General features: G+C 60.6%; 18 protein-coding genes. 7 read left to right on the forward strand and 11 right to left on the reverse strand.

Annotated elements, in window-relative coordinates:
- Positions 1–196 precede the first annotated feature (196 nt).
- Both codB and codA read left to right on the forward strand, forming a co-directional pair.
- Positions 197–1,468 (forward strand): cytosine permease, encoded by a 1,272-nt coding sequence (codB, locus tag AC07V0_RS09835; RefSeq protein WP_018925369.1) that lies wholly within the window; start codon positions 197–199, stop codon positions 1,466–1,468.
- 13 nt (positions 1,469–1,481) lie between these two features.
- Entirely contained in the window at positions 1,482–2,726 is a 1,245-nt protein-coding gene (gene codA / locus AC07V0_RS09840) for a cytosine deaminase (protein ID WP_018925368.1), read from the forward strand.
- A gap of 57 nt (positions 2,727–2,783) precedes the next feature.
- Here codA and AC07V0_RS09845 read toward each other — a convergent pair whose 3' ends face one another.
- The gene (locus AC07V0_RS09845; RefSeq protein ID WP_086945088.1) at positions 2,784–3,776 is read right to left on the reverse strand and encodes a diaminopimelate epimerase; all 993 of its coding nucleotides are present in this window, start codon (positions 3,774–3,776) and stop codon (positions 2,784–2,786) included.
- A 168-nt stretch (positions 3,777–3,944) separates the two neighbouring features.
- Between AC07V0_RS09845 and AC07V0_RS09850 the strand changes: the two genes are divergently transcribed.
- Positions 3,945–5,096, forward strand: a complete 1,152-nt coding sequence (locus AC07V0_RS09850; protein WP_018925366.1) for an MFS transporter — start codon at positions 3,945–3,947, stop codon at positions 5,094–5,096.
- A 125-nt stretch (positions 5,097–5,221) separates the two neighbouring features.
- On the forward strand, positions 5,222–6,748 hold the full coding sequence (locus AC07V0_RS09855) for a trypsin-like serine peptidase (RefSeq protein ID WP_086945089.1): 1,527 nt from the start codon (positions 5,222–5,224) through the stop codon (positions 6,746–6,748).
- A 60-nt stretch (positions 6,749–6,808) separates the two neighbouring features.
- Here AC07V0_RS09855 and AC07V0_RS09860 read toward each other — a convergent pair whose 3' ends face one another.
- From AC07V0_RS09860 to AC07V0_RS09870, 3 genes are all read right to left on the reverse strand, one after another.
- Positions 6,809–9,232, reverse strand: coding sequence for a TonB-dependent siderophore receptor (locus AC07V0_RS09860; protein ID WP_086945090.1), 2,424 nt, complete (start codon positions 9,230–9,232; stop codon positions 6,809–6,811).
- Between the two features lie 97 nt (positions 9,233–9,329).
- Positions 9,330–10,304, reverse strand: coding sequence for a FecR family protein (locus AC07V0_RS09865; protein ID WP_495019550.1), 975 nt, complete (start codon positions 10,302–10,304; stop codon positions 9,330–9,332).
- Complete coding sequence (locus tag AC07V0_RS09870) at positions 10,301–10,801, reverse strand: sigma-70 family RNA polymerase sigma factor (RefSeq protein WP_064619006.1); 501 nt, start codon at positions 10,799–10,801, stop codon at positions 10,301–10,303. Before AC07V0_RS09870 ends, AC07V0_RS09865 begins: the two co-directional genes overlap by 4 nt.
- A gap of 171 nt (positions 10,802–10,972) precedes the next feature.
- On the opposite strand from AC07V0_RS09870, the gene AC07V0_RS09875 reads away from it, so the two are divergent.
- Positions 10,973–12,100: an HlyD family secretion protein gene (locus tag AC07V0_RS09875; protein WP_086945092.1), complete on the forward strand. Its 1,128-nt coding sequence runs from the start codon at positions 10,973–10,975 to the stop codon at positions 12,098–12,100.
- On the forward strand, positions 12,097–13,689 hold the full coding sequence (locus AC07V0_RS09880) for a DHA2 family efflux MFS transporter permease subunit (protein WP_064619011.1): 1,593 nt from the start codon (positions 12,097–12,099) through the stop codon (positions 13,687–13,689). The genes AC07V0_RS09875 and AC07V0_RS09880 overlap by 4 nt, the downstream gene beginning before the upstream one ends.
- A 9-nt stretch (positions 13,690–13,698) precedes the next feature.
- Here AC07V0_RS09880 and AC07V0_RS09885 read toward each other — a convergent pair whose 3' ends face one another.
- The 3 genes from AC07V0_RS09885 to AC07V0_RS09895 all read right to left on the reverse strand — a co-directional run bounded on the left by AC07V0_RS09885 (position 13,699) and on the right by AC07V0_RS09895 (position 16,756).
- Positions 13,699–14,139, reverse strand: a complete 441-nt coding sequence (locus AC07V0_RS09885; RefSeq protein WP_018925362.1) for a carboxymuconolactone decarboxylase family protein — start codon at positions 14,137–14,139, stop codon at positions 13,699–13,701.
- 165 nt (positions 14,140–14,304) lie between these two features.
- Complete coding sequence (locus AC07V0_RS09890; RefSeq protein ID WP_064619013.1) at positions 14,305–15,753, reverse strand: mechanosensitive ion channel family protein; 1,449 nt, start codon at positions 15,751–15,753, stop codon at positions 14,305–14,307.
- Between the two features lie 136 nt (positions 15,754–15,889).
- Positions 15,890–16,756, reverse strand: a complete 867-nt coding sequence (locus tag AC07V0_RS09895) for a pirin family protein (protein ID WP_086945093.1) — start codon at positions 16,754–16,756, stop codon at positions 15,890–15,892.
- Between the two features lie 243 nt (positions 16,757–16,999).
- Between AC07V0_RS09895 and dkgB the strand changes: the two genes are divergently transcribed.
- Positions 17,000–17,803 carry a 2,5-didehydrogluconate reductase DkgB gene (dkgB, locus tag AC07V0_RS09900; RefSeq protein WP_086945094.1) on the forward strand — a complete coding sequence of 268 codons (804 nt, stop codon included), beginning with the start codon at positions 17,000–17,002 and terminating at the stop codon, positions 17,801–17,803.
- Positions 17,804–17,806: 3 nt separating this feature from the next.
- Here dkgB and AC07V0_RS09905 read toward each other — a convergent pair whose 3' ends face one another.
- The 4 genes from AC07V0_RS09905 to mgtA all read right to left on the reverse strand — a co-directional run bounded on the left by AC07V0_RS09905 (position 17,807) and on the right by mgtA (position 25,081).
- Positions 17,807–21,049, reverse strand: a complete 3,243-nt coding sequence (locus AC07V0_RS09905) for a transporter substrate-binding domain-containing protein (protein ID WP_086945095.1) — start codon at positions 21,047–21,049, stop codon at positions 17,807–17,809.
- Positions 21,050–21,670, reverse strand: a complete 621-nt coding sequence (locus AC07V0_RS09910; protein ID WP_064619022.1) for a response regulator transcription factor — start codon at positions 21,668–21,670, stop codon at positions 21,050–21,052.
- Between the two features lie 142 nt (positions 21,671–21,812).
- A complete protein-coding gene (locus AC07V0_RS09915; protein ID WP_086945096.1) occupies positions 21,813–22,190 on the reverse strand; it encodes a chemotaxis protein CheY in 378 nt (125 codons plus the stop codon).
- A gap of 173 nt (positions 22,191–22,363) precedes the next feature.
- Positions 22,364–25,081 carry a magnesium-translocating P-type ATPase gene (mgtA, locus tag AC07V0_RS09920; RefSeq protein ID WP_086945097.1) on the reverse strand — a complete coding sequence of 906 codons (2,718 nt, stop codon included), beginning with the start codon at positions 25,079–25,081 and terminating at the stop codon, positions 22,364–22,366.
- Positions 25,082–25,141 lie beyond the last annotated feature (60 nt).

Consider the following 25,141-nt stretch of genomic DNA (forward strand, 5'->3'; position numbering starts at 1 on the left):
AAACGGGGGCAAGCCCCCTCGCCACAGGACGTTGTGACTACCTGATTGCTGCGTTCCAATTTGAACCACTGCCGCACTGCTTTCGTGCCCCTCTTCAGGCTAAATCCGCCGGCTCGGCTATAAAGAACAACACCCTCGCGCCATTGGCACGAGCACTGCAACACCCTCGCGTCCTCCATCCAGCAAGGAATGCCACATGACGCAGAACGATCCGGGCAACGATTACCCTTTAAGCGAAGTCCCGATGCATGCCCGCAAGGGGCTCGCCTCCACGGCCATGGTGCTGCTGGGTTTTACCTTCTTCACGGCGACCATGTTTGCCGGCGGCAAGCTCGGGGTGGCGTTCAGTTTCAGCGAGATGCTGGCGGTGATCATCGCCGGCAATCTGCTGTTGGGAATCTACGCAGCCGGGCTTGGCTACATCGCCTTCAAAAGCGGCCTCAATTCGGTGTTGATGGGCCGTTTCTGCTTCGGCGAAGTGGGCAGCAAGCTCAGCGACCTGATCCTCGGCTTCACCCAGATCGGCTGGTACGCCTGGGGCACCGCGACCGCAGCCGTCGTACTCGGCAAATATTTCGAACTGAATGAAAGCACCGTACTGGGGCTGATGGTGCTGTTCGGCCTGGGCTTTTGCGCCACGGCGTACATCGGCTATCGCGGGCTGGAGATTCTGTCGTACATCGCCGTACCCGCCATGATGTTGCTGCTGATGCTGTCGATGTGGGTCGCGACGGTGAAGGTCGGCGGGCTCGAGGGTTTGCTCGCCGTGGTGCCGACGGCAACACTGGACTGGTCGACCGCGATTACCCTGGTGTTCGGCACCTTCGTCAGTGGCGCGACCCAGGCGACCAACTGGACACGTTTCTCCCGTTCGGCGCGAGTCGCGGTGCTGGCGAGCCTGATCGGCTTTTTCATCGGCAACGGCCTGATGGTGTTGATCGGTGCCTATGGCGCGATCGTCTATCAGCAACCGGACGTAGTCGAAGTGCTGTTGCTGCAAGGCTTCGCCATGGCCGCGATGGCGATGTTGCTGCTCAACATCTGGAGCACCCAGGACAACACGATCTACAACTTCGCCGTCGCCGGCTGCAATCTGTTGCGCACCGGCCGGCGCAAAACCGTGACCCTGGCCGGCGCGGTGATCGGCACGCTGCTGGCGCTGCTGGGCATGTACGACATGCTGGTGCCTTACCTGATTCTGCTGGGCACGGTGATTCCGCCGATTGGCGGGGTGATCATGGCGGACTTTTTCTTCCGTTACCGTGGGCAATATCCACGCCTGGCCGATGCCCGGTTGCCGGCGTTCAACTGGCCTGGCCTGAGCGCTTATGCGGTCGGCACCGTCGCAGCATTCAGCTCGCCGTGGATCGCGCCGCTGGTAGGGATTGCCACTGCCGCGCTAACGTATGTGTTATTGACCGGCGTACTGGGTGCCCGTACCGCCGAAGCACCACTACAAGATCTCTAAAAGGACTCGCCTGATGCATATCATCAACGCCCGCCTGCGCAACCAAGAAGGCCTGCATGAGTTGCACCTGGAAAACGGCCTGATTCACAGCATCGCCCGGCAAACCGAAGCCCCGTCACTGGGGCCGGATGACCTGGACGCCGGCGGTAATCTGGTGGTGCCGCCCTTCGTCGAACCGCACATTCACCTCGATGCCACCCTGACTGCCGGCGAACCGCGCTGGAACATGAGCGGTACGCTGTTCGAAGGTATCGAGTGCTGGGGCGAGCGCAAGGCCACCATCACTCAGGAAGACACCAAGACCCGCGCCAAAAAAACCATCCAGACCCTCGCCGCCCACGGCATTCAGCACGTGCGCACCCACGTCGATGTCACCGACCCGGAACTGATCGCGCTCAAGGCGATGCTCGAAGTCCGCGAGGAAAGCCACCACCTGATCGACTTGCAAATCGTCGCGTTCCCCCAGGAAGGCATCGAGTCGTACCGCAACGGGCGCGAGCTGATGGAAGAAGCGATCCGCCTGGGCGCCGATGTGGTCGGCGGCATTCCGCATTTCGAATACACCCGGGACCAGGGCGTGAGCTCGGTGAAGTTCCTGATGGACCTGGCCGAACGCACGGGGTGTCTGGTGGACGTGCATTGCGACGAAACCGACGACCCGCACTCGCGCTTCCTTGAAGTGCTGGCCGAAGAGGCCCGCAGCCGCGACATGGGTTCGCGCGTCACCGCCAGCCACACCACGGCGATGGGCTCCTACGACAACGCTTACTGCGCGAAACTGTTTCGCTTGCTCGGGCACTCGGGGATCAGTTTTGTTTCTTGCCCCACCGAAAGCATTCACCTGCAAGGCCGCTTCGACAACTTCCCGAAACGCCGTGGCGTGACTCGCGTGAATGAGTTGCTCGAAGCGGGGATGAACGTGTGTTTCGGTCAGGACTCGATCGTCGACCCGTGGTATCCGCTGGGCAATGGCAACATCCTGCGGGTGCTCGAGGCCGGTTTGCACATCTGCCACATGCTCGGTTATCGCAATTTGCAGAGTGCGCTGGACCTGGTCACGGACAACAGTGCCAAGGCGATGAACCTGGGCGATCGCTATGGTCTGGAACGGGGCCGGCCGGCGAATCTGCTGATCCTGTCGGCGGACAGCGATTACGAAGTGATCCGCAGCCAGGGTCTGCCGCTGTATTCGATTCGCGGGGGCAAGGTGTTGATGAAGCGACAGATGCCGGTGGTTGAGTGGGCGGATCGGCTCTGAATCTTCGCTGACCATTCGGGCGTCATCGCGAGCAGGCTCGCGATGACGGTCTCAAAATCACCCCATCAACCGCGCCGTCCCAAACAACCTGACCCGACTCAATTCGCCCTCCCGTTCTTCCAGCAGAATCGGCGCCGTGCCGCCGGGCATGACCACTTGCACTTCCCCCGCCGCCACCCAACCCACTCGCCACGCCGCGCACGCCACCGCACTGGCGCTGGTACCCGACGACGCGGTCGGCCCTTCGCCACGCTCGAACACCCGCGCAACGATTCGCCCTTCGGATTCAAGCATCGCCCATTGCAGGTTCACCCCGGCCGCACACGGCTGCCCCGCCCCGGTCGGCGTGGCGTAAGCGATGCGGGTCAACCCTCCAGACAACTCCGGCTCGCGCATTTGTGCGTTGCTCGGCAACGCATCGGCGCCTGTCACTAACGTCACACAATGGGGGTTACCGATGCGCACGAACTGGCTGCGGTTCCAGGCTGGGTCGAGCGTCGACAATGGCCGCACGTGACTGACATCACGCCCGTCCAACACGACGGCTTCGACCCCTTGCGCACCCACCGCTTCAGGCCCGAACGAAGGCTGCCCCAAGTCCAGCCAGAACCCTTGCACGCCATCGATTTCGGCGGGTTTCACCGAAGTCGCCACTGGCGAGAGCGCATCGCACTTGTCGTGATGAACCCTGAGCAGGCAAGCCTCCTCCCTCGGTATCAGCCCTTGTTCACTCAGGGCCTGGGAAAAAATCGTCAGGCCATTGCCACTGCGCTCGGCCAGGCTGCCGTCGGTGTTGACGATCAGCAGGTCAAACGGCGGCGAAGATTGAAACGGCCCCACCAGCAAGCCATCGCAACGATGCGCCTTGCTGCCGGGCGGTTGTGTCCCGGGAGCCCAGCCGCAGAATGCCTCGATAGCCGACAACGCCCAGGCCTCACGGGTTTGCGCCGCCTGGCTGGCCTGTTCAGGCAGCTCGATACCGCTATCGCGCAGGGCGTCAGGCGCCACCACCGCGTAGATATTGCCTCGAGCATCGTACATCCGCGTCATGGCGCCCCCCCTATGAACAATTGATGCGTCGACAATATCGCGAAACAACGGCTGGCTGTGCAAGGATGTCACTCTGCGTGACTGCTGCCCCCGCCTGAACGTGGTGATCGAACCCTTTGCGGTTGTTCACTGTCCTTTGGGACGCGACGTTTTTTGCCAAGGATCGATATGACCAACCTCAACACCCAAGCCACCTTCGTCCCCGGACGTCTGGAACAGATGTCCACGCGCATCGCCTTCTTCATCGCCGGTTTCGGCATCGCGGCCTGGGCGCCGCTGGTGCCTTACGCCAAGGCGCGGGCCGGGCTGGATGAAGGCACCCTCGGGCTGTTGCTGTTGTGTCTGGGGGTGGGTTCGATTCTGGCGATGCCCATGGCCGGGATTCTGGCGACGCGTTTCGGCTGCCGTCGGGTGTTGAGCGGCGGCACCTTGTTGATCTGCGCGGCGCTGCCACTGTTGGCGACGGTATCCTCGATTCCGGCGTTGATCGCGGCATTGTTCATGTTCGGCGCCGGCCTGGGCACGGTGGATTCGACGGTGAACCTGCAAGCGGTGATCGTCGAGCGGGCCAGCGGCAAGACCATGATGTCGGGTTTTCATGGGCTGTTCAGCCTCGGCGGGATCGTCGGCGCGGCGGGTGTCAGCGGCCTGCTCGGTCTGGGTTTTTCGCCGCTGGGGGCGATGTGCGTGGTGATCGTGGTGCTGGTGCTGGCATTGCTTAAAGCCGCGCCGCACCTGTTGCCTTACGGCAGTGAAAGCTCCGGCCCGGCATTTGCCGTGCCCCATGGCATCGTGCTGTTTATCGGCGGGATGTGCTTCATCGTGTTCCTGGCTGAAGGCGCGGCACTCGACTGGAGCGCGGTGTTCCTGGCGCAGGAACGCGGGATCGACACCGCGTATGCCGGGCTGGGTTATGCGGCATTTGCGCTGACCATGACCGCCGGGCGATTGACCGGTGACGCGATTGTCCGGCACCTGGGCGCCACGCGGGTGATTCTGTTCGGCGGACTGATGGCTGCGGCAGGATTGTTTCTGGCGACCTTCGCACCGGGATGGCAAGCCGCGCTGCTCGGTTATGCGCTGCTCGGTGCCGGTTGTTCGAACATCGTGCCAGTGCTGTACACCGCCGTGGGCAAGCAGACGGTGATGCCGCAAAGCATCGCGGTGCCGGCCATCACGACCCTGGGTTATGCCGGGATTCTGGCGGGACCGGCGGTGATCGGTTTTGTGGCTCATGGCAGCAGCCTGAGCTTCGCGTTCGGTCTAATGGGGGGCCTGCTGGTGGCGGTGGCGATTGGAGGGAAAGTGCTGAAGGTCTAATGCTCAGCAGCACGAAAAACGACAGGAGGTCGTATTTTTCGCCGCTTTACTATCAGTTCTGACAGTAGACACGTTTTGGCTGCGCATCGACCATGAGTTGAATATCCCAGGCGGGTGAGCTCCTCATGAACACGTTCAACCTCAAGGTTCTGCTGGTTTTGTTGCTGCTGATGGGCGCGAACGGTTGCAGCAAATCGCCGCTTGCCCAACATGACTGGGGCGAAGGTATTGAAAATTTCGCACCGGCACGTCTCTTGTCCAATGCCGACGGGCGATACAACCATTGGCAGTCCATCGCCAGGGTCAAGGTTGATGAAGGCCGGATCTGCAGCGGCAGCCTGATCGATACCCGTGGAGCAAACGATGATCGCAGCGGCCCAGCGTATGTGCTCACCTCAGGTCATTGTGCAAAAGGTAATGTCGGTCGATTTATCGTGAACGAGCCTGCGTCCGGACAGGCTACCTTCAATTTTTTCCGGGACACGACGCCACAACAAAAAAACTATCCCATCACCAGAATCGCCTGGAGCACCCTGCGTGGCCAGGACATTGCGCTGCTGGTACTCGATCGCACCCTCGGCCAAGTGATGAACGATGGCATCCAGCCCTTGAAAGTTGCGAGCCATGCCCTGACCGAAGGCACCGATACGCTGGTGGTTGGCGCCGCTGTCGATGATTTTATCCAGCGTTCGGCATGTCCGCAGGAACACCGCGCAGGAATTCTCGAAGCCGGGTGGATTTGGGTGGATCAAATCAGCAATCGATGCCTGGGGGTCATCAATGGAATCTCTGGCTCTCCACTTCTGAATCGCTACACCAACGAAATCGTCGCGGTGATTGGCACCACCACGCGCGACAGCGGGCGATCGCGATGCAGTATCAGCGCACCTTGCGAAGTCATCGAAGGCATGCCCAATAAAGCGCAAGACACCAATTACTCGACGCCCGCCAATGGCCTGGATACCTGTTTTAGAGGGGGGCGCTTCGTTGGGGACCGCGAGCCCTGTGTACTGGGGCCCGTGTCGGAATTCGGCTCGAAGTATGGCGATCACTTCCTCAAACAGCCCCGAGATGAACAAGGGAACTACCTGCCGTTGTTGTGGGAGCATCGTTTTTCGAGCAACCAACCCTTCTTTCGCTTCAAGTACACGCGCACTGCCGAAAATTGTGCGGATATCAGGGATTACAGTGAGGTGCGTACCACTGACTCAGGCGGCGAGAGCGAGTTACGCTATGAACTGCGCCAAGGACCAGGGCTGTATTTCTTGTGCGTGATGGGGCAAAACCATCAGGCGGGACCACCCGGAAAATGGGATGCGCGAAACGCCAGGATTTTTTGGCGGTGGGTATTGGCAGAACCCGCTCAAATGGCGCCAGTATTCAACATCACGAATAGAGGAGAGGGCGTCTATTCTGTAGCGCCTTCTCAGGTCACGCCCGATCTGGATGTAGCAGGGCATCAATACAAGATCGGTACATCGGCCACGATTGATTGCCAACAAGCTGAGGGATATAAGCAGGTCAGGCCGCCACTGCTGGATTTTGAAGTGGACACGAGCGACGGCGAGAAAAAAATCTGCCTCAAGACCGTGGACATGGCAGGCAATCCTTCGCCTGTCATCGACTTCCGACTGCCAGATGCCGCCCCGTAAGCCTGTGTCGACACCTATCAGAAGCTGATCGGCAACCCGGAATTGCCGACCAGTCACTCATCAGAATCCGACGCTGGCCTGCACAAAGAACGTGCGTGGCGCACCGACGTACATCCCCGAGTTGTTGTCGCTGGAACGGGTGAAATACTGCTTGTCGAAGATGTTTTTCACCCCGGCGCCGACTTTCAGGTTCGACAACTGCGAACCGAAGTCATAACCACCGCGCACGTTCCAGGTCACGTAACCCGGAATGTCACCGTACTGCCCGTCTGCGGAACCTTCGGTGATGTAGTTGCCGCTGAAGCTGCCATCGGCATTCACTCCGGTCCCCGGTGAACGCTGCCTGGACTGGGCAAAGGCATCGAGGTTGTAGGTCCAGCGGTTGATGTCGTAACGCAGCCCGGCGGTGGCCACCTGACGCGAGTAGAACGGCAGATCACGGCCCTTGAAGCCCGGGATCTCGCCTTCATACGTGGCGCGGGTGTAGGTGAAACCGGCGTTGGCGGTCAGGCCATCGAGCATCGGGTTGAGCGCCGACAGGTCGTAATGCACCGACGCTTCAAGGCCCTGGTGCTTGGTCGCGCCGAGGTTGGTCCAACCCACGTCGTTGCTGATGTATTGCAGTTCGTCATCGAAGTCGATGTAGAACAGCGTCACTTCCCCGCCCCACACGTCATCGTTGTAGCGCGTACCGAGCTCGTAGGTCTTGGCTTTTTCCGGGCTCAAGCCATTGGCGGTGTTGTCACCCGAACCACCCTGGCCGAGCTGGAAATATTGCAGGCTGCCGAACGAGGTTTCGTAGTTGGCGAACAGCTTCCAGGCCTCGGACAGGTGATACATCACGCTCAGGGCCGGCAGCGGCTCGTTGCTGTCGATGCTGCGGCGTTTTTCCTGCACCGGTTTGCCGGCGGTGTCGAGCACCGGCCTGTCGTGCCATTCGGTGCTGATGCTTTCAAAACGGATGCCGGGGGTCACGGTCCAGTTGCCGACGTCGATCTTGTCATCGATGTAAACGGCGTGGGCCTCGGTGCCACCGGTGCGGTCCTGGAACACATGGCCATCGGACGTTTTGCTGACCACCGGCTGATTGTTCACCAGCGCCAGACGGCTCGACTCTTCGTGCATGCCTTCTTTCAGGTAGCGATAACCGACGCTGGCTTCCTGCGTGGTCGGGCCCAGGTCGAACACATGGGACACCCGCGGTTCGATGCCGAAGGTGTAGTACGTGCGCGGGTAGGAGTTGAGGGTTTTCTGGTCACGCGCGGCGATGGTGCTGCCACGGAAGCTGTCGGAATAGTAGGTCAGCACTTCGGCTTGGGTCCGGTCGTCGATCTGCCGCGCCCATTTGAACGACACGTCCTTGCGGCGGCCGCTGAAATTGTCGTGGTCGCGGTCGGACTGGAACGGATCGGCGTCGTACTGCTTCTGCGTCAGGCCACCGGGCATGTCGGCGCTGGCGTCGTAGTAATGGAAATTGAGGCTGAAATCGTCCTGATCGGTGGGCGCCCAGTGAGTCTTGAGGATCACGTCGTCGATGTCATTGCCGTTGTTGCTTTTGCGATAACCGTTGCCGTTCACCCCGGAATACAACAGCGCCACGCCCATGCCGTTTTCGGCGGTGCCGCCGAGAAACGCGGTGTCGATGTGTTTCCAGCCACCGCGCTGGGTGGTTTCCATGGTGGTGCCGATTTCACCGGTGGCTTTCTCCGGGATCGCGCGGGTGACGAAGTTGATCACGCCACCGACGTTCTGCGGCCCGTAACGCACGGAACCGGCGCCGCGCACCACGTCGATGCTGTCGAGGTTGCCGGAGGAAATCGGCGCCATCGACAGCTGTGGCTGGCCGTAAGGGGCGAAGGCAGCCGGCACACCGTCGATCAGTACGGTGGAGCGTGGCGACAGGCGCGAAGTCAGGCCGCGCACACCGACGTTCAGGGAGATGTCGCTGCCGCCAGTGCCGTTGGCGTCCTGCACTTGCACGCCGGGAACACGCCGCAATACGTCGCCGACATTCATGGCGCCCTGCTCGACCATCGCTTCACGGCGAATAACCGTGCGCGCGCCGGGATGGTTTTGCACCACGGCGGCATCGGCGTCACCGAGCCAGTCACCCACCACCTTGATGTCGGTCACGCCCAGTTCCAGCGGGCCATTTGAGGCGGAAGTCGGTGCCGGCATCAGCGTGACCGAACCCTCATCGATCTGGTATTGCAGACCGCTGCCTTGCAGCAATTGGCGCAAGGCCTGTTCCGGCGAGAGGTTGCCATCGACTGCCGGTGCCTGTTTGCCAGCCACCAGTTCCGGGCTGAAAAAAACCTGCAACGAGGTTTGCTGGCCCAGCTGACTCAAGGCCTGGCCCAGTGGCTGAGCCTGAATATGAATGGCGTCGGCGGCGAATGCCTGAGGCAGCGCCGAGCTGACCGACAGGGCGAGCGCGAGGGGCAGCCAGGATGATTTGTTATTTTTAGCGGTGGTTTTCTTCACGTCAAACGTTGTCCTGTGGATCGCAAGAGTGCGTGTCTGTTAATGCAAACCAGTTGCAGTTGGACAAGAAGACGAAGAACTCGAAAAAAACCTGAATCTATCGGGAGATTATTTCCTGGCTGCCGTCATCGAGGGTGCGGATGGCCACCGGCAGAATGCTCGGCAAGGCCTTGAGCAGCGCATCGGTGTTGTCGGATTTGAACACGCTGGTCAGGCGCAGGTTGCCCACGTTGGCGCTGCCGACTGTCAGCGGTTTCTCCCGATAACGCGACACTTCTTCGGCCACTTCGCTGAGGCTGGCGTTGTTGAACACCAGTTTGCCGCTGCGCCATGCGGTCAGTTCCGCAGGGTTGACCATATAGGCGGTGGCCACCTTGCCCTGGGCATTGATGCGAGTGCCGAAGCCGGCGGTGAGGCTGACGAAATCATCGCCACCCCCTTGAACCCTGACCGTGCCCTGCTCCACCGCGACCCGGGTTTCGGCGCTGTCGCGGCGCACATCGAACCGGGTGCCGGTGACCGTGACCCTGCCGCTGCCCGCCTCGACCACGAACGGTCGACTGCTGTCGTGCTCGACGCTGAACATCGCCTCGCCTTGCGTCAACTCGATGCCGCGACGGTCCTTTTCATAGCGCACCTGCACCCGGCTGCGGCTGTTCAGATCAATCACCGAACCGTCCGGCAACGCCACATGACGACGCTCGCCAAGGGCCGTGGAATATTCAGCCGTGTAGGTCGCCGGAGGGTTCAAGCCGCTGAACAGCCCCAGGCCGAGCGCCACCGCCAACACGCTGGCGGCCACCGCGTAACGCACCAGCGGACGACGTTTACTGCGCACCGCCGGGGTTTCACACAAGGCGTGCAGACGCTTGGCCGGCAATCGATCGGCCGCCACCCACAGGTTCTGGAGTATCTGATATTCGTTGCGATGCTGAGGGTGTTCGTCCAGCCAGCTCTCGAAGCGGCGCTGCTCTTCGGCGCTGGTGGCAGGTTCCTGCAAACGCACAAACCACCGCGCCGCGTCGTCGCGAACCGTTGTTTGCCCGCACGCACAATCACGAGTATCCATCATGGCTGTGCCCCGTCCAGACGATCACGCAGATGCCGCAGGGTGCGGATCATATACTTTTCCACCATGTTCCTGGACAGCCCCAGGCGCTCGGCGATTTCGGCCTGGGTCAGGCCTTCGATCTTCTGCCAGACGAACACCTTGCGGCAGTTGAGCGGCAACTCGGTGAGCGCCCGCTCGATGGAATCCGCCAACTGGATCGCGTGCATGAAATGCTCCGGGTCGCCGGACGACGACACACTGTGATCGATCGCCTCCGACTCCATGGCGCCCCGCCGATCCTCACGCCGATAACCGTCCACCGCGATGTTGCGCGCGGTCTGGTGCAAATACGCCCGAGGTTGCTGCACCGCCGCCGAATCGGACTCGAGCACCCGCACGAAGGTGTCATGGGCCAGGTCCTCGGCCTGCTGACGATTTCTCAGACGACGGGTCCAGGTGCCGATCAACTCTTCATAATGCTCGAAAAAGCCAGGTCTGCGGGGCAGCTTGGGGGTCATTGCGGCGTGCTGTAGGGATGAAGTGCAAATAGTAATGCTTCCTATTAACCGGAAGCAATGGATTCCACTTGGGAGCACCAGACGACCGGTAGCCAAAACCCGTTGCCACAAAATATTACCTACGTCATATTATACCCATAATAACGCCTCGTTTCCCACAGGTATTTCTCCATGACCAGCATGCCCAGCCTTGAACCCGACCTTGCCGTCGCAGCGACCCCACCCAAGCCTCCCCTGCTGAAACGGCTGGTGCTGCTGACGGCAGCCATCGCAGCCCTGGTGTTCATCGGGCTGTACGCGAACCATTGGTGGACTGCCGGGCGCTTCATCGAAGAAACCGACGATGCCTACATTGGTGGCGACGTCACGGTGATCGGCCCGAAAGTCGCCGGCTATATCGAAGAAGTGCTGGTGACCGACAACCAGAGGGTCAAGGCCGGCGATGTGCTGATCCGGATCGACGCCCGTGACTATCGCGCCAACCTGGCCAAGGCTGAAGGCGCGGTGGCCGCTGAAGAAGCATTGCTCGCCAACCTCGACGCCACCGAACAACTGCAACACGCGGTGATCGGCCAGGCCCGCGCCGGCATCGATGCCGCGGGCGCCGAAACCGCGCGCTCGCGGGACGACAATGCCCGCTACAAACGCCTGGTGGGCAGCAATGCCGTCTCGGTGGAAAGCGCGCAACGTGCCGACGCCACCTTCAAGACGGCCCAGGCGCAAAGTGCCCGGGCCCAGGCCGAACTGCTGGCCGCGCAACGCCAGTTGAACGTGATCGAAACCCAGAAACAACAAGCCCGTGCCGCATTGGTACAGGCGCGGGCCGAGCGTGATCTGGCGCAGTTGAACGTCGGCTACACCGAGTTGAAAGCCCCCGTCGACGGCGTGATCGGCAATCGTCGGGCGCGGGTCGGCGCTTACGCCCAGGCCGGTTCGCAACTGTTGTCGTTGGTGCCGGCCAGCGGATTGTGGGTCGATGCCAATTTCAAGGAGGATCAGCTAGCGCGGATGACGCCGGGCCAACGTGTGATCGTACATGCCGACGTGCTCAAGGGGCGAGAGTTCCACGGGCATCTGGACAGCCTGGCGCCGGCCAGCGGGTCGCAGTTCAGCGTGCTGCCACCGGAAAACGCCACCGGTAACTTCACCAAAATCGTCCAGCGGGTGCCGGTGCGGATCCTGCTCGACCCGGCGGATGGCGTACTCGGTCATCTGCGTCCAGGCCTGTCGGTGACGGCCGAAGTGGACACCCGCGCCGAGCCTGAAGCGCAAACCCCAACCGTGGCCAGCGCGCCATGAGCCGCGCCCTCGTCGCCCCTGCGCAACCGTTCAACGCCGCCAACATGGCGACGGCGACCAAGGTGTTCGCCTTCGCCACGATGTGCATCGGCATGTTCATTGCGCTGCTGGATATCCAGATCGTCTCGGCGTCGCTGCGTGACATCGGCGGCGGGCTCTCGGCGGGCACCGACGAAACCGCCTGGGTGCAGACCAGTTACCTGATCGCCGAAATCATCGTGATTCCGCTGTCGGGCTGGTTGTCCCGGGTGTTCTCGACCCGTTGGCTGTTCTGCGCCTCGGCGATTGGCTTCACCCTGGCCAGCCTGCTCTGTGGTGTGGCCTGGAACATCCAGAGCATGATCGCCTTCCGCGCCCTGCAAGGGTTTCTCGGTGGCTCGATGATTCCGCTGGTGTTCACCACCGCCTTCTTTTTCTTCACCGGCAAGCAACGGGTGATCGCCGCCGCAACCATCGGCGCAGTGGCCTCGCTGGCGCCGACGCTGGGGCCGGTCATCGGTGGCTGGATCACTGACATTTCGTCCTGGCACTGGCTGTTCTACATCAACCTGGTGCCGGGGATTTTCGTCGCGGTGGCAGTGCCGATGCTGGTGAAAATCGACCAGCCGGAATTGTCGCTGCTCAAAGGCGCCGACTACCTGAGCATGCTGTTCATGGCGGTGTTTCTCGGTTGCCTGGAATACACCCTCGAAGAAGGCCCGCGCTGGAACTGGTTCAGCGACAGCACGATTCTGACCACTGCGTGGATCAGCGGCCTGGCCGGATTGGCCTTCATCGGTCGAACCTTGTACGTGGCCAACCCGATCGTCGATCTGCGCGCCTTGAAAGACCGCAACTTCGCCCTCGGTTGTTTCTTTTCGTTCGTCACCGGGATCGGCTTGTTCGCGACGATTTACCTGACGCCGCTGTTTCTCGGCCGGGTACGCGGCTACAGCGCGCTGGACATTGGCCTGGCAGTGTTTTCCACCGGGGTGTTCCAGATTATGGCGATTCCGCTGTACGCCTTTCTGGCCAATCGCATCGACCTGCGCTGGATCATGATGACCGGCCTTGGGCTGTTCGCCCTGTCGATGTGGGACTTCAGCCCGATCACCCACGACTGGGGCGCCAGGGAATTGATACTGCCGCAAGCCTTGCGCGGGATCGCGCAACAACTGGCGGTGCCGCCGGCGGTGACCCTGACCCTTGGCGGGTTGGCACCGTCGCGGCTCAAACATGCTTCGGGGTTATTTAACCTGATGCGTAACCTTGGCGGCGCGATGGGGATCGCCGCGTGCGCGACCATCCTCAATGACCGCACCAACCTGCACTTCACCCGGTTGGCGGAGAACCTCAACAGCACCAACGAAGCACTCAATCAGTGGCTGTCCCAGGTCGGCCATAACTTCGCCGCCCTCGGCCAGAGTGGTGACATCGGCGTCACCGCCAGCCTGCGTCAGCTGTGGCTGCTGACGTATCGCGAAGCGCAGACGCAAACCTACGGCGACGCGTTCCTGATGATCATGGTCTGCTTCATTCTCGCCACGGCGATGGTGCCCCTGATGCGCAAGGTACAACCACCAGCCGCGCCGAGTGCCGATGCTCATTGAGTCTGATTGTTACTCCTGAGGCATCTTGCGGAAACCCACAGCCAGGCGGTTCCAGCTGTTGATGGTGGAAATCGCCACCGTCAGGTCGACCATTTCCTTGGGGCTGAACTCGGCGCTGAGCAGCGCATAGTCTTCGTCCGGCGCGTGGGTCAGGCTCACTTGGGTCATGGACTCGGTCCAGGCCAGTGCGGCGCGCTCGCGATTGGTGAAAAACGGTGCCTCGCGCCAGGCGGTCACGGCGAACAGCCGGCGTGGCGTTTCCCCGTCCTTCATGGCATCGGCAGTGTGCATGTCGATGCAGAAGGCGCAGCCGTTGATCTGCGAGGCGCGCAGCTTGACCAGTTCGATCAGCGACTTTTCCAGGGGCAGTTTCGAGACAGCGGTTTCCAGGGCCATCATGGCTTTGAAGGCGTCTGGGGAGGCAGTGTAGAAATCGATACGGGTTTGCATGGCGAGCTCCAATCACAATGGGTGTTGGCGCTACGTTAATGCGGACCTGAGGTTGAACAAATAGCCAATTATTGGGAAGTTGAGGATGCCAATAGACCAGAAGAATTTCAGTGACAGTGCCGACGCCGACGCCTGCTCGCGAAGGCGCCGGAACAGGCAACCAACCTATTGGTGACTACGATTGCGCAACCACTGCAAAAACCCTTTTTTCTCCACCACCTTGGGTGTTTCCTGACTCAGCGCCTGAGCCTTGTTCAAGCGGAAATCCAGCAACGTCTTCATCGCTTCACCGATGTCATGCCGCGCATCCAGGCACGGTTGGAGGTATTCCCTTTCAATCCGGTACAAGCTGCAGGTCGTCTTGGCTTTAAAGTCCGCCGGCATCGCCATATCGGACAAAATCCCGCCCTCGCCGATCACCTCTCCCGGCCCCATGCGCCCGCTTTCGATCTTGACCCCGCCGCGGCTCAGCTCCACCGACACGACGCCGGATTCAATGATGAACAGATGATCGCTGACCTCCCCCGCTGGCAGGATCATTTCTCCGGCGCGGAAGGTTTGCAGCTTCATGTTCTGGCTGAAGGTTTCTTTCTCTTCCTGACGCAGGGTCGAGAAGATGTTCGAGCTGTCCAACAACGCCCGTTGCCGTGACAAGGCCGCAGGAGCGTTGGGCTCGACGTTCGACAACAGGATGACGCCGGATGCCTGCAAGTGCCGGAACGCCAGGTCGAACAGCAGATTGCGCACCATGCGTTTCTGATCCATGGAGACCACGAAGCCGCTGATTTCATACTCCACGCCGGTGCTGCCGGAGCTTTTCAACGCCACGCACGGTGCCGGTTTGTCCAACAGAAAGCGGCACCCCTGCATGGCCCGCTCCAGGGCATCGATCACCGTTTGCGGACGCGCGTGGGGGCTCACTTGCAAACTGATCGAGACGCCGAAAATATCACTGGGCCGGCTGAAATTGATGATCTTGGCCTTGGCCGCCAGGGAGTTGGGGATCACCGCCATGCTGCCTTGGGAGGTTTGCAGGCGTGTAGCGCGCCAATCGATGTCGGTGACCCGACCTTCGGTGCCATCGATGGAGATCCAGTCACCCAGTTGATAGGGTTTGGTGGTGTTCAGGACGATCCCGGAAAACACGTCGCTGAGGGTACTTTGCAAGGCCAGGCCGACGACGATCGCCAACGCGCCGGATGTCGCCAGCACGCCCTTGACCGGCAATTCGAGCACGTACGCCAGGGCAGCAATGACCGCGATCAGGAAAATCACCGCGCCGAGCAGGTCCTGCAACAAGCGCCCGGTGTGCCCGACCCGTTGCATCATCACCGCGCCGAGCAATACTGTCAGGGTGCGCGCTGCGTATAGCCACCAGCCAATCTGCAAACCGGTTGCCGCCAGGTGCAACGGCACATTGTCGGCCCAGGGCGCCGGCGCCATGGGGTTCAAGCCTTCGTTGAACAGCAGCACGCTGAACAACGCGAAAATCACCACCCGCGCGGCCAGTTTCCAGTTGCTGCTACTGGCCGTGATCAAACGCCACAACACCAGATCTATCAGGATCAGGATCAGCGCGCTAAGCAACGGGTGATTGGTGAGCAGTGACAGCATCAAGCGACTCCAACAATGGCCAATGGCGTGAAGATCTCACAGATTGTAGGAGCTGGCGAAGCCTGCGATCTGCAAAACACCACAAAACCAATGTGGGAGATACCAGGTTGCAGAGCAACCCACTACTGCGTCGTATTCAACCGCTCATCCGGCCGAACCGGCCCGACTGGAAGTCGCTGAAGGCCTGATGAATTTCCTGCTCGGTGTTCATTACAAACGGGCCGTGGCCGACGATGGGCTCGTCGATCGGCTCGCCGCTGAGCAGCAGCACGACTGCATCGTTGTCGGCTTCGAGGCTGAGCTGATCACCGTTGCGTTCGAACAACGCCAACTGCCCGTCACGCACCAGTTCCTGACCATTGACCTGAACCGTACCGCGCAGCACCACCAGTGCGGTGTTGCGTCCTTCATGCAGATCCAGGGTCAGCAACTTGCCGGCGTTCAAGCGCACATCCCACACGTCGATCGGCGTGAAGGTGCGCGCCGGGCCTTTGTGGCCGTCGAACTCACCGGCGATCAAGCGCAGGCTGCCGGCATTGTCTTTCAGCGGGATACGCGCAATGTCGCCGTCGAGAATCGTCTGGTAACCGGGCTCGGCCATCTTGTCCCTGGCCGGCAAGTTGACCCACAGCTGCACCATTTCCAGGGTGCCGCCGGTTTTGGCGAAACCTTCGGAGTGAAACTCCTCATGAATGATCCCCGAGGCTGCGGTCATCCATTGCACATCGCCGGGGCCGATCTTGCCGCCGCTGCCGGTGGAGTCACGGTGTTCCAGCTCGCCCTTGTAGACGATCGTCACGGTTTCGAACCCGCGGTGCGGATGCTGACCCACGCCACGACGCTCGGTGGTCGGAGTGAATTCGGCGGGACCTGCGTGATCCAGCAGCAGGAACGGGCTGATGTGTTTGCCCAGGTTGTCGTAGGAAAACAGCGTGCGAACCGGAAAACCGTCGCCGACCCAATGAGGTCGTGGACTGGTGTAGATACCGATGATGTTTTTCATCTTGGCCTCTGAATCTGTTGTGTGACGCGATGGATAAAGCTTAAAACCATGACCTTTGGCGCACTAGACTGCAAAAATCAGCCTCATCGTTCTATCTGGAGAACGATGGAGGAAGATTTTTTGATCTTCCAACAACCCATTCATGACTTGCGGTAAACAGTGCTTTGCCAAACCAGCGGTTTTTCTCAAGGGTGCAGCCGGGGATACTCCCGCCCATTCCCACTGCAACCCCTGGAGTCTTTGATGTCTATTCCCGCATTCGGCCTTGGTACGTTTCGCCTGCAAGGCCAAGTGGTCATCGATTCGGTAAGCACCGGTCTTGAGCTGGGTTACCGGGTCATCGACACCGCGCAAATCTACGAAAACGAAGCCGAGGTCGGCCAGGCCATCGCCGCCAGCGGCATTGCCCGTGAAGAGTTGTTCATCACCAGCAAAATCTGGGTCGCCAACTTTGCCAAAGACCGGTTGATCGACAGCCTCAAAGAGAGCCTGGATAAGCTGCAAACCGACTATCTGGACCTGACCCTGATCCACTGGCCGTCACCGGAAGATCAGGTGCCGGTCGAAGAGTTCATGGGGGCGCTGCTCGAGGCCAAACGACTGGGCCTGACCCGTCGGATCGGCGTGTCCAACTTCACGGTCGACCTGATGAAGCAAGCCATCGCTGCGGTCGGCGCCGAGAACATCGCCACCAACCAGATCGAACTGCACCCGTACCTGCAAAACCGCAAGGTCGTCGAGTTCGCGCAAAGCCAGGGCATCCAGATCACCTCTTACATGACCCTGGCCTACGGCGAAGTGCTGAAAGATCCGCTCATCCAGCAGATCGCCGATCGCCTGCAGGCGACACCGGCCCAAGTCACCCTGGCCTGGGCCATGCAACTGGGGTACGCGGTGATCCCCTCTTCCACCAAACGCACCAACCTGCAAAGCAACCTGCGCGCCTGCGCCCTGACCCTGAGCGACGCCGACATGGCGCTGATCGCGGGCCTGGATCGCGGCCAGCGACTGACCAGCCCCAACGGCATTGCACCACAGTGGGATTGAGTTTCAGCCCTGACTTAAATCTTGGCTCAAGTGTTGATCCAGCGATGACATCGCGTGCTGCAATTGATCGACGGCTTCGTCGAGTAGCATCGTGTTCCCCTCATCGATGACACGCTCCAGTTGCTCGCAATGCTCGATCAGCCGCTGCGCCCGAACCATGCGCGCACCGCCCTTGATGCGGTGCGCCAGGTCGCGCAGCACACAGTGATTGCCATTGGCGTGCGCCTGGAGCAGATCATCCCGATCCACCCGGTTGGTCACCGTCAGTTCGCGCACCAGACGATCAATCAACGTGCGGTCCGCACCGACGTATTGCTCCAGGCCACTGAGGTCAATCTCCGGCGTCAAGGGCTCTGCGACAGGTTCTGGCGTCTGGTTCAAAAACCTGGAGGCCAACCAAGTGTTCAGATCCGCCAGCAGGATCGGTTTGAACAGGCAGTCGTCCATGCCCGCCTCCAGGCATCGGGCCTTCTCCTCGGGCTGCGCATTGGCGGTACAGCCCAGAATCAATGTAGGTGGCAATCCCTTGGCACACTCTTCATCGCGGATTGCACCCGCCAGTTCATAACCGCTGAGCCTGGGCATATTGCAATCGGTAACCACCAGATCGAACTCATGTTTGCGCCACAGCTTAAGCGCCCGTGCGCCCTCTTCGGCCTCCAGAACATGATGCCCAAGGTGGCTCAGTTGCCGTGAAAGCAACAGTCGATTAGGCGGGTGATCGTCAACCACCAGAATCGTCAGTGGCCGCGTTGGCGCCTGCAATCCGCTCTCCACGGCCTCAATGGAAGGCAACGACGGCAATGCGATCAGCTCAAGATTGATGTCGACCTGCGTGCCTTGTCCAAGGACGCTGTCGAGTTGCAACCGCCCGCCCATCATTTCGCACAGCGTGCGGCTGATCACCAACCCCAGGCCAGAGCCGCTTCGGGCTGACTGTCGGCCGTTATCGGCCTGGATGAACGGGCTGAACAACCGTTGTCGGTCGACGGTGCTGATGCCTATGCCGGTGTCTTCAATCTGCACGCTGACCGCCAGATGTCCTGACATGACGGCCGCCACTCGCAGCGTCAGGCTCACTTCACCCTCATGGGTGAACTTGATGGCGTTGCTCAGCAGATTGGACAGCACCTGTTTGAAGCGTGTGGGATCGATCAACACATCACAGTCACTGTGTTCGTCCAGATCGATTCGCCACGCCAGCGCTTTCTGCCGTGCCAAGCCTTCGAAAACCCGACACACCGACTCCACCAGCCCCCGCAGATTGGCGCGCTCAGGGGTCAGGGATAAATGCCCTGACTCGATACGCGCGATATCCAGAATGTCGCCGATCAGCGCCAGCAATTGTTGTGCGGCACTGGACGCCACCTCAATGGCGCTACGGTCGGTGACGCCCTCGTCCGCACGCTTCAAGGCCAGTTCGAGCATGCCGATCAGGGCGTACAACGGTGTGCGTAGCTCGTGACTCATGGTCGCCAGAAAAGTGGTTTTGGCGCCATTGGCATCCTCCGCCTCAGCCTTGGCGTCCTGCAATTGCCGCAACCATTGCTGGCGCTGGCGGATCTGCCGACGCTGCCAGGCGATCCAGCCCAAGGCGAGCAACAGCAAGGCTCCCGCCACGGCAAACGCTTGAACAATGCCTTGGCGATGACGCAACCAATAGCTGTCATCCACCACCACGTCATTGCTCCAGCGGGCCACCAGATCGTCCATCTCCTGGGGCGAGATGCTCAGCAATGCCTTGTTCAGAATCGAGTGCAGCTCCAGCGCATCACTTCCGGTCGCCAGAGCGATGCGTGCCGGTTCATCGCCCACGGTACTGCTGATGCGCAGACGCCCGCTGTAATACCGGGCAATCAGGTAGCGGGTCATGAACAACGAACTGAGCGCGGCATCGGCTTCCCCCTTCATGACCATTTCCAGGCCTTGGGCCGGGCTTTGCACATCCAGCATCCGCACCTGCGGTGCCCTGGCAAGAATGAATGCGCGCATGGGATGACTGTGATAAATCGCCAGGCGTTTGCCGGCCAGATCGTCCAGCGTTCTCGGGCTGCCGGGGGTGACTGCACTGACCAGCGTGTATGGATTGGTGACGTAAGGGCTGGTAAAACGCAGCCCGGCCACACCTTCAGTCGTGGGGATGAGCGCCGGCAATATGTCGATCTCGCCAGCCTTGAGTCGCTGGATCTGCTCGTCCAGGGATTGGCCCCGCTGCACGTCAAAGTTCAAACCGCTACGCTGGCTGATCAGCGTCAACAATTGCGCGGTCAACCCGCTGAATCGCCTTTCGGCGTCATAGAAAGTCAAAGGCGCAAAGTCCCCGACCACTCCGACCCTCACCGTCGGATGCTGATCCCGCCAGTGCTGTTCACTGGCGCTCAGACTCACCCGCTGCAGACCCAGTCGATTGGCGCGGCCGGCACTCCATCGTTGCTCGATGGCAGAGCGTTGCTCCATCGGGATCGCCGCCAGTGCCTGGTCGACGATGTTTTTCAGGCGCGTATTGTCCCGCACCAATGCGAAACCGAACGGGTTGGCGTCAAGGCCGGATGGCCCCATCAACTGAACGTTATTGTGGTAGTTGTTGTTGATCAGGTAATTGGCACTGATAAGGTCCCCGAGATACACATCAGCCTGCCTGTATGCCACGGCTCCGAGTGCATCGAGCGCCGATGGGTAACGTTGCAGATCAGCCTTGGGATAGAAGGCTTTGACGGTCTGCTCCGGCAGATAGTCGGCGACCATGGCAATGCGTTTACCCGCCAGATCCTCGGGCATGCGCTCGTCCAGTCTGGTGACCAGCATCGGCTGATCTTCGGCATAGGCGCTGGTTCGATTCAGTTCGGGATCGGCGGCCTCGAAGCTGTTGGAGGTTCCCAGCAGATCCAGGTCTTTGCGTTTGAGTGCCTCCATCGCCGACTCGCGTGTGCCGTAGCGCAGCACCTCGACGTTGACGTGCAGCAGTTGCGCAAGCAGCTCGACGTAATCGGCGGTAATGCCCTCCAGCTCATCGTGATTGCGCGTCAATTCGAAGGGCGGGTAGTCCGGCCCCGTTACTCCGACGCGCAACACCCGTTTGCTGACCAGCCAATTGCGGTCATCCATGCCCAGCTGGACGGCATAGCCATCCACCGTGGAGCGCCCCAGCAGGCGCAATGACTTAGGCTCGTCGGCTACCGCGACCAGGGCCTGCGATGCAAGACATAGGATCAACACCCACAGGAAGATGCGCACGGTCGGGTTCATTCAGATCAGATGATTGCGCTTGGCGAAATCGCGCAGGTGTACCGCAGCGTTCACGCCCAGTTTTTCGATCAAGCGGGTCTTGTAGGTGCTGACGGTTTTGTGACTCAGGTGCGTAAGCTCGGCGATGGCCTTGTTACTCATACCCTGGGCCAAATACCGCAGGATTGTCAGTTCGCGGTTGGAAAGTTTATCGATCATCTCTTTTTCGCTGCGTTGCCGGGGGTCCTGCGATCCCGCAGGCAACCGCGCGAAAAAGGTGTAACCGGCCATGACGGCGTGCACGGCTTTTTGCAATTGTTGCAAGGAGCGGGTCTTGGCGACATAAGCCATGGCCCGGGCGCGCATGCAACGCTCTTGAAAAAAAAGCGGATCCAGGGAAGTGAAAACCAGTACCAGACATAGCCAACCATTGGCCCTGATCCGGTCCAGCAGCTCCAGCCCATCGCCACCGGGCATAACCAGATCCAGTATCACCAGATCGACTGCATGCTCACGAAGTATCGATAAGGCCTCGCCAACACTGGACGCCTCAAAAATGAGTTTGAAGCCTTCCCGCTCGAGTACAAGTGTGACTGCGGCACGTACCACCGGATGATCGTCCACAATCAGCGCTTTCTTCATGGCAATTCCTTTGCAAAAACTCAACGATTGCCCGCCGGTAACCACCGGGATAGACGCAGCGGCTGCGCAATGACTTTTGCACGGAAAGCAGGAGAAATGTACCTATCAGAAATGATAGTACCGACGAACGGTAACCCTGAACTCAACCCATCCGTTGTCGACTCCGCTCCTGATCCAGTGGCGATGCAGCTTCACACGCAGGCGGATCGATGAGCTCCATCAGCCGTCGAATGGCGGCTAAATCCGGCAGCGCCGCGTGGTCTTCGTAGATCAAGGCGTGGTGAACCTGGCGGTTATCGCGCAAGAACCCGGACAGATCCAATGCCCCTGCCGCCAGAGAGGCATTGATGATCACCAGGTCGAACGGCTCGCATCCGTACTCGACCAGATTCAGCATGTCGGCAAGACTTTGCACCGGCGCCACTCGGTAATAACCGAGCTGGTTGAACAACCGCTCGGTTTTCATCCGGTAAAAATGCTGTTGGTCGGCGATCAGGATGCGCAAGGCTTTGTTGATCATCACGGGCCTCAGGTCGATGGCTGATGAGTGAGGCGGCAAGGCTACGGAAGACCCGAGAAGCGTTCTGTAGGACCTTTCCTAAAAATCGAGGGTTCTGTCCGACTTAAAGATCAAAAGATCGCGGCCTTCGTAGGAGCTGACGCAGCTTGCGACAGCTCCTACTTTTGGCAGCCTTACTGCCAGCCAAACCGCCGAATATAGAAGCCTTTCACCGCCTGGGTCAGTGCCATGTACGCCAGCAGAATCACCGGCAGGAACACGAAATACAGCGACGGCAGCGCCTGCAGTTTGAAGTAATGCGCCAGCGGCCCCATCGGCAGGAAAATCCCCACGGCCATGATGATGCCCGTCATCACCAGCAGCGGCATGGCGGCGCGGCTTTGCAGGAACGGCACCTTCGGCGTGCGGATCATGTGCACGATCAGCGTCTGGGTCAGCAGCCCGACCACGAACCAGCCGGACTGGAACAGGGTCTGGTGGTCCGGGGTGTTGGCATCGAACACGTACCACATCAAGGCAAAGGTGCTGATGTCGAAGATCGAACTGATCGGGCCGAAAAACAGCATGAAGCGTCCGACGTCCGCTGGCTGCCAGCGTTGGGGCTGTTTCAGCATGTCTTCATCGACGTTATCGAACGGGATGGCGATCTGCGAAATGTCGTAGAGCAGGTTCTGCACCAGCAGGTGCATCGGCAGCATGGGCAGGAACGGAATGAACGCACTGGCCACCAGCACCGAGAACACGTTGCCGAAGTTCGAGCTGGCGGTCATTTTGATGTACTTGAGCATGTTGGCGAAGGTCCGCCGCCCTTCCAGCACGCCCTCCTCCAGCACCATCAGGCTCTTTTCCAGAAGGATGATGTCCGCCGCTTCCTTGGCGATGTCCACCGCGCTGTCCACCGAAATGCCGATGTCGGCAGTGCGCAGGGCCGGCGCATCGTTGATGCCGTCGCCCATGAAGCCGACCACGTGACCGTTGCCCTTGAGCAGGCGGACGATGCGTTCCTTGTGCGACGGCGTGAGTTTGGCGAAGACGTTGGTGGTCTCCACCGCCACCGCCAGCTCGGCGTCGCTCATGCGTTCGATGTCGTTGCCCATCAGCAGGCCTTGCTGTTCCAGCCCGACTTCACGGCAGATTTTCGCGGTCACCAGTTCGTTGTCGCCGGTCAGCACTTTCACCGCCACACCGTGTGCGGCCAGGGCCTTGAGTGCCGGCGCGGTGCTTTCCTTCGGTGGATCGAGGAAAGCCACATAACCGATCAGCGTCAGCGCCTGTTCATCGGCCAAGCTGTAAGTGTCGCGGCCCTCGATCATCGGCCGCGCCGCCACCGCCACCACCCGCAGGCCTTCGGCATTGAAGGTGGCGGTGACCTGGCGAATCCGTGCCAGCAATTCATCGCTCAGCGCCTCGTCGGCATCGCCGTGGCGCACCCGGGTGCACACCGCCAGCACTTCTTCCACCGCGCCTTTGCAGATCAGCAGATGCGGCTGATCACGCTCGGCCACCACCACCGACATGCGCCGACGGGTGAAGTCGAACGGAATCTCGTCGACCTTGCGAAACGCCGTGCCGACTTTCAGTTCACGGTGGATCTCCACGTGCTCCAGCACGGCCACGTCCAGCAGGTTTTTCAGGCCGGTCTGGTAGTAGCTGTTGAGGTAGGCCATTTCCAACACGTCATCGGAATCGTTGCCCCAGACATCGACGTTGCGCGCGAGGAAGATTTTGTCCTGGGTCAGCGTGCCGGTCTTGTCGGTGCAGAGCACGTCCATGGCGCCGAAGTTCTGGATCGCATCGAGGCGTTTGACGATGACTTTTTTGCGCGACAGGAACACCGCGCCTTTTGCCAGGGTCGAGGTGACAATCATCGGCAACATTTCCGGGGTCAGGCCCACGGCGATCGACAGCGCGAACAGCAACGCTTCGGTCCAGTCACCCTTGGTGAAACCGTTGATGAACAACACCAGCGGCGCCATGACGAACATGAAGCGGATCAGCAACCAGCTGACCTTGTTGACTCCGGTCTGAAACGAAGTCGGCGCACGATCGGTGGCACCGACCCGCTGCGCCAGCGCGCCGAAATAGGTGTTGTTGCCAGTGGTGAGAATCAGCGCCATGGCCGTGCCGGACACCACGTTGGTGCCCATGAACAGGATGTTGTCGAGGTCCAGCGGGTTGTGGGTGTGGTTGTCCTGCTGACGTGGGAATTTTTCCACCGGCATCGATTCACCGGTCATCGCGGCCTGGCTGACGAACAGGTCCTTGGCGTTGAGCACTCGGCAATCGGCAGGAATCATGTCACCGGCCGAGAGCACGATCAGGTCACCCGGCACCAGTTGCTTGATCGGCAATTCGAGGCGTTGCGCACCGTTGTTCGCCACCTCCCGACGCATCACCGTGGCGGTGTTGCTGACCATCGCCTTGAGCGCGTCGGCGGCCTGGTTGGATTTGGTTTCCTGCCAGAAACGCAGCAAGGTCGAGAGCACCACCATCGAGAAAATCACGATGGCGGCTTTCATGTCTTCGGTCAGCCAGGAGATCACCGCCAGCAAGGTCAGCAGCAGGTTGAACGGGTTTTTGTAGCAGTGCCACAGGTGCGTCCACCACGGCAGCGGTTGCTCGTGCTCGACTTCATTGAGGCCATATTGCTCGCGCAGGGCATCGGCTTCGGCTTCACTCAGGCCGTCGGTGTGGCTGCCGAGGTTATCCAGCAATTGACCGGTGCCGCTGTTGGCGGCGGCGACCAGGGTTTGCGCGAGCGTCGGCGGGACTTCACGGCTGACCGTGGTGTCGGTGAAGCTTTCCAGCAGCGCCAGTCGACGGAAGTGCCGGGCGATGTGACGGTTTCGCAGGAATCCGGCGAAGAATTCTTTCAGCCAGGTCAGGTTCATGGCAGTGCCCCCCAGGGTCAGCCGGGAAACCGTCGAGCAGGCGTGTCGAGGCGCTGCGAT

It is taken from the genome of Pseudomonas sp. GW821-FHT01E10, from assembly GCF_059422365.1.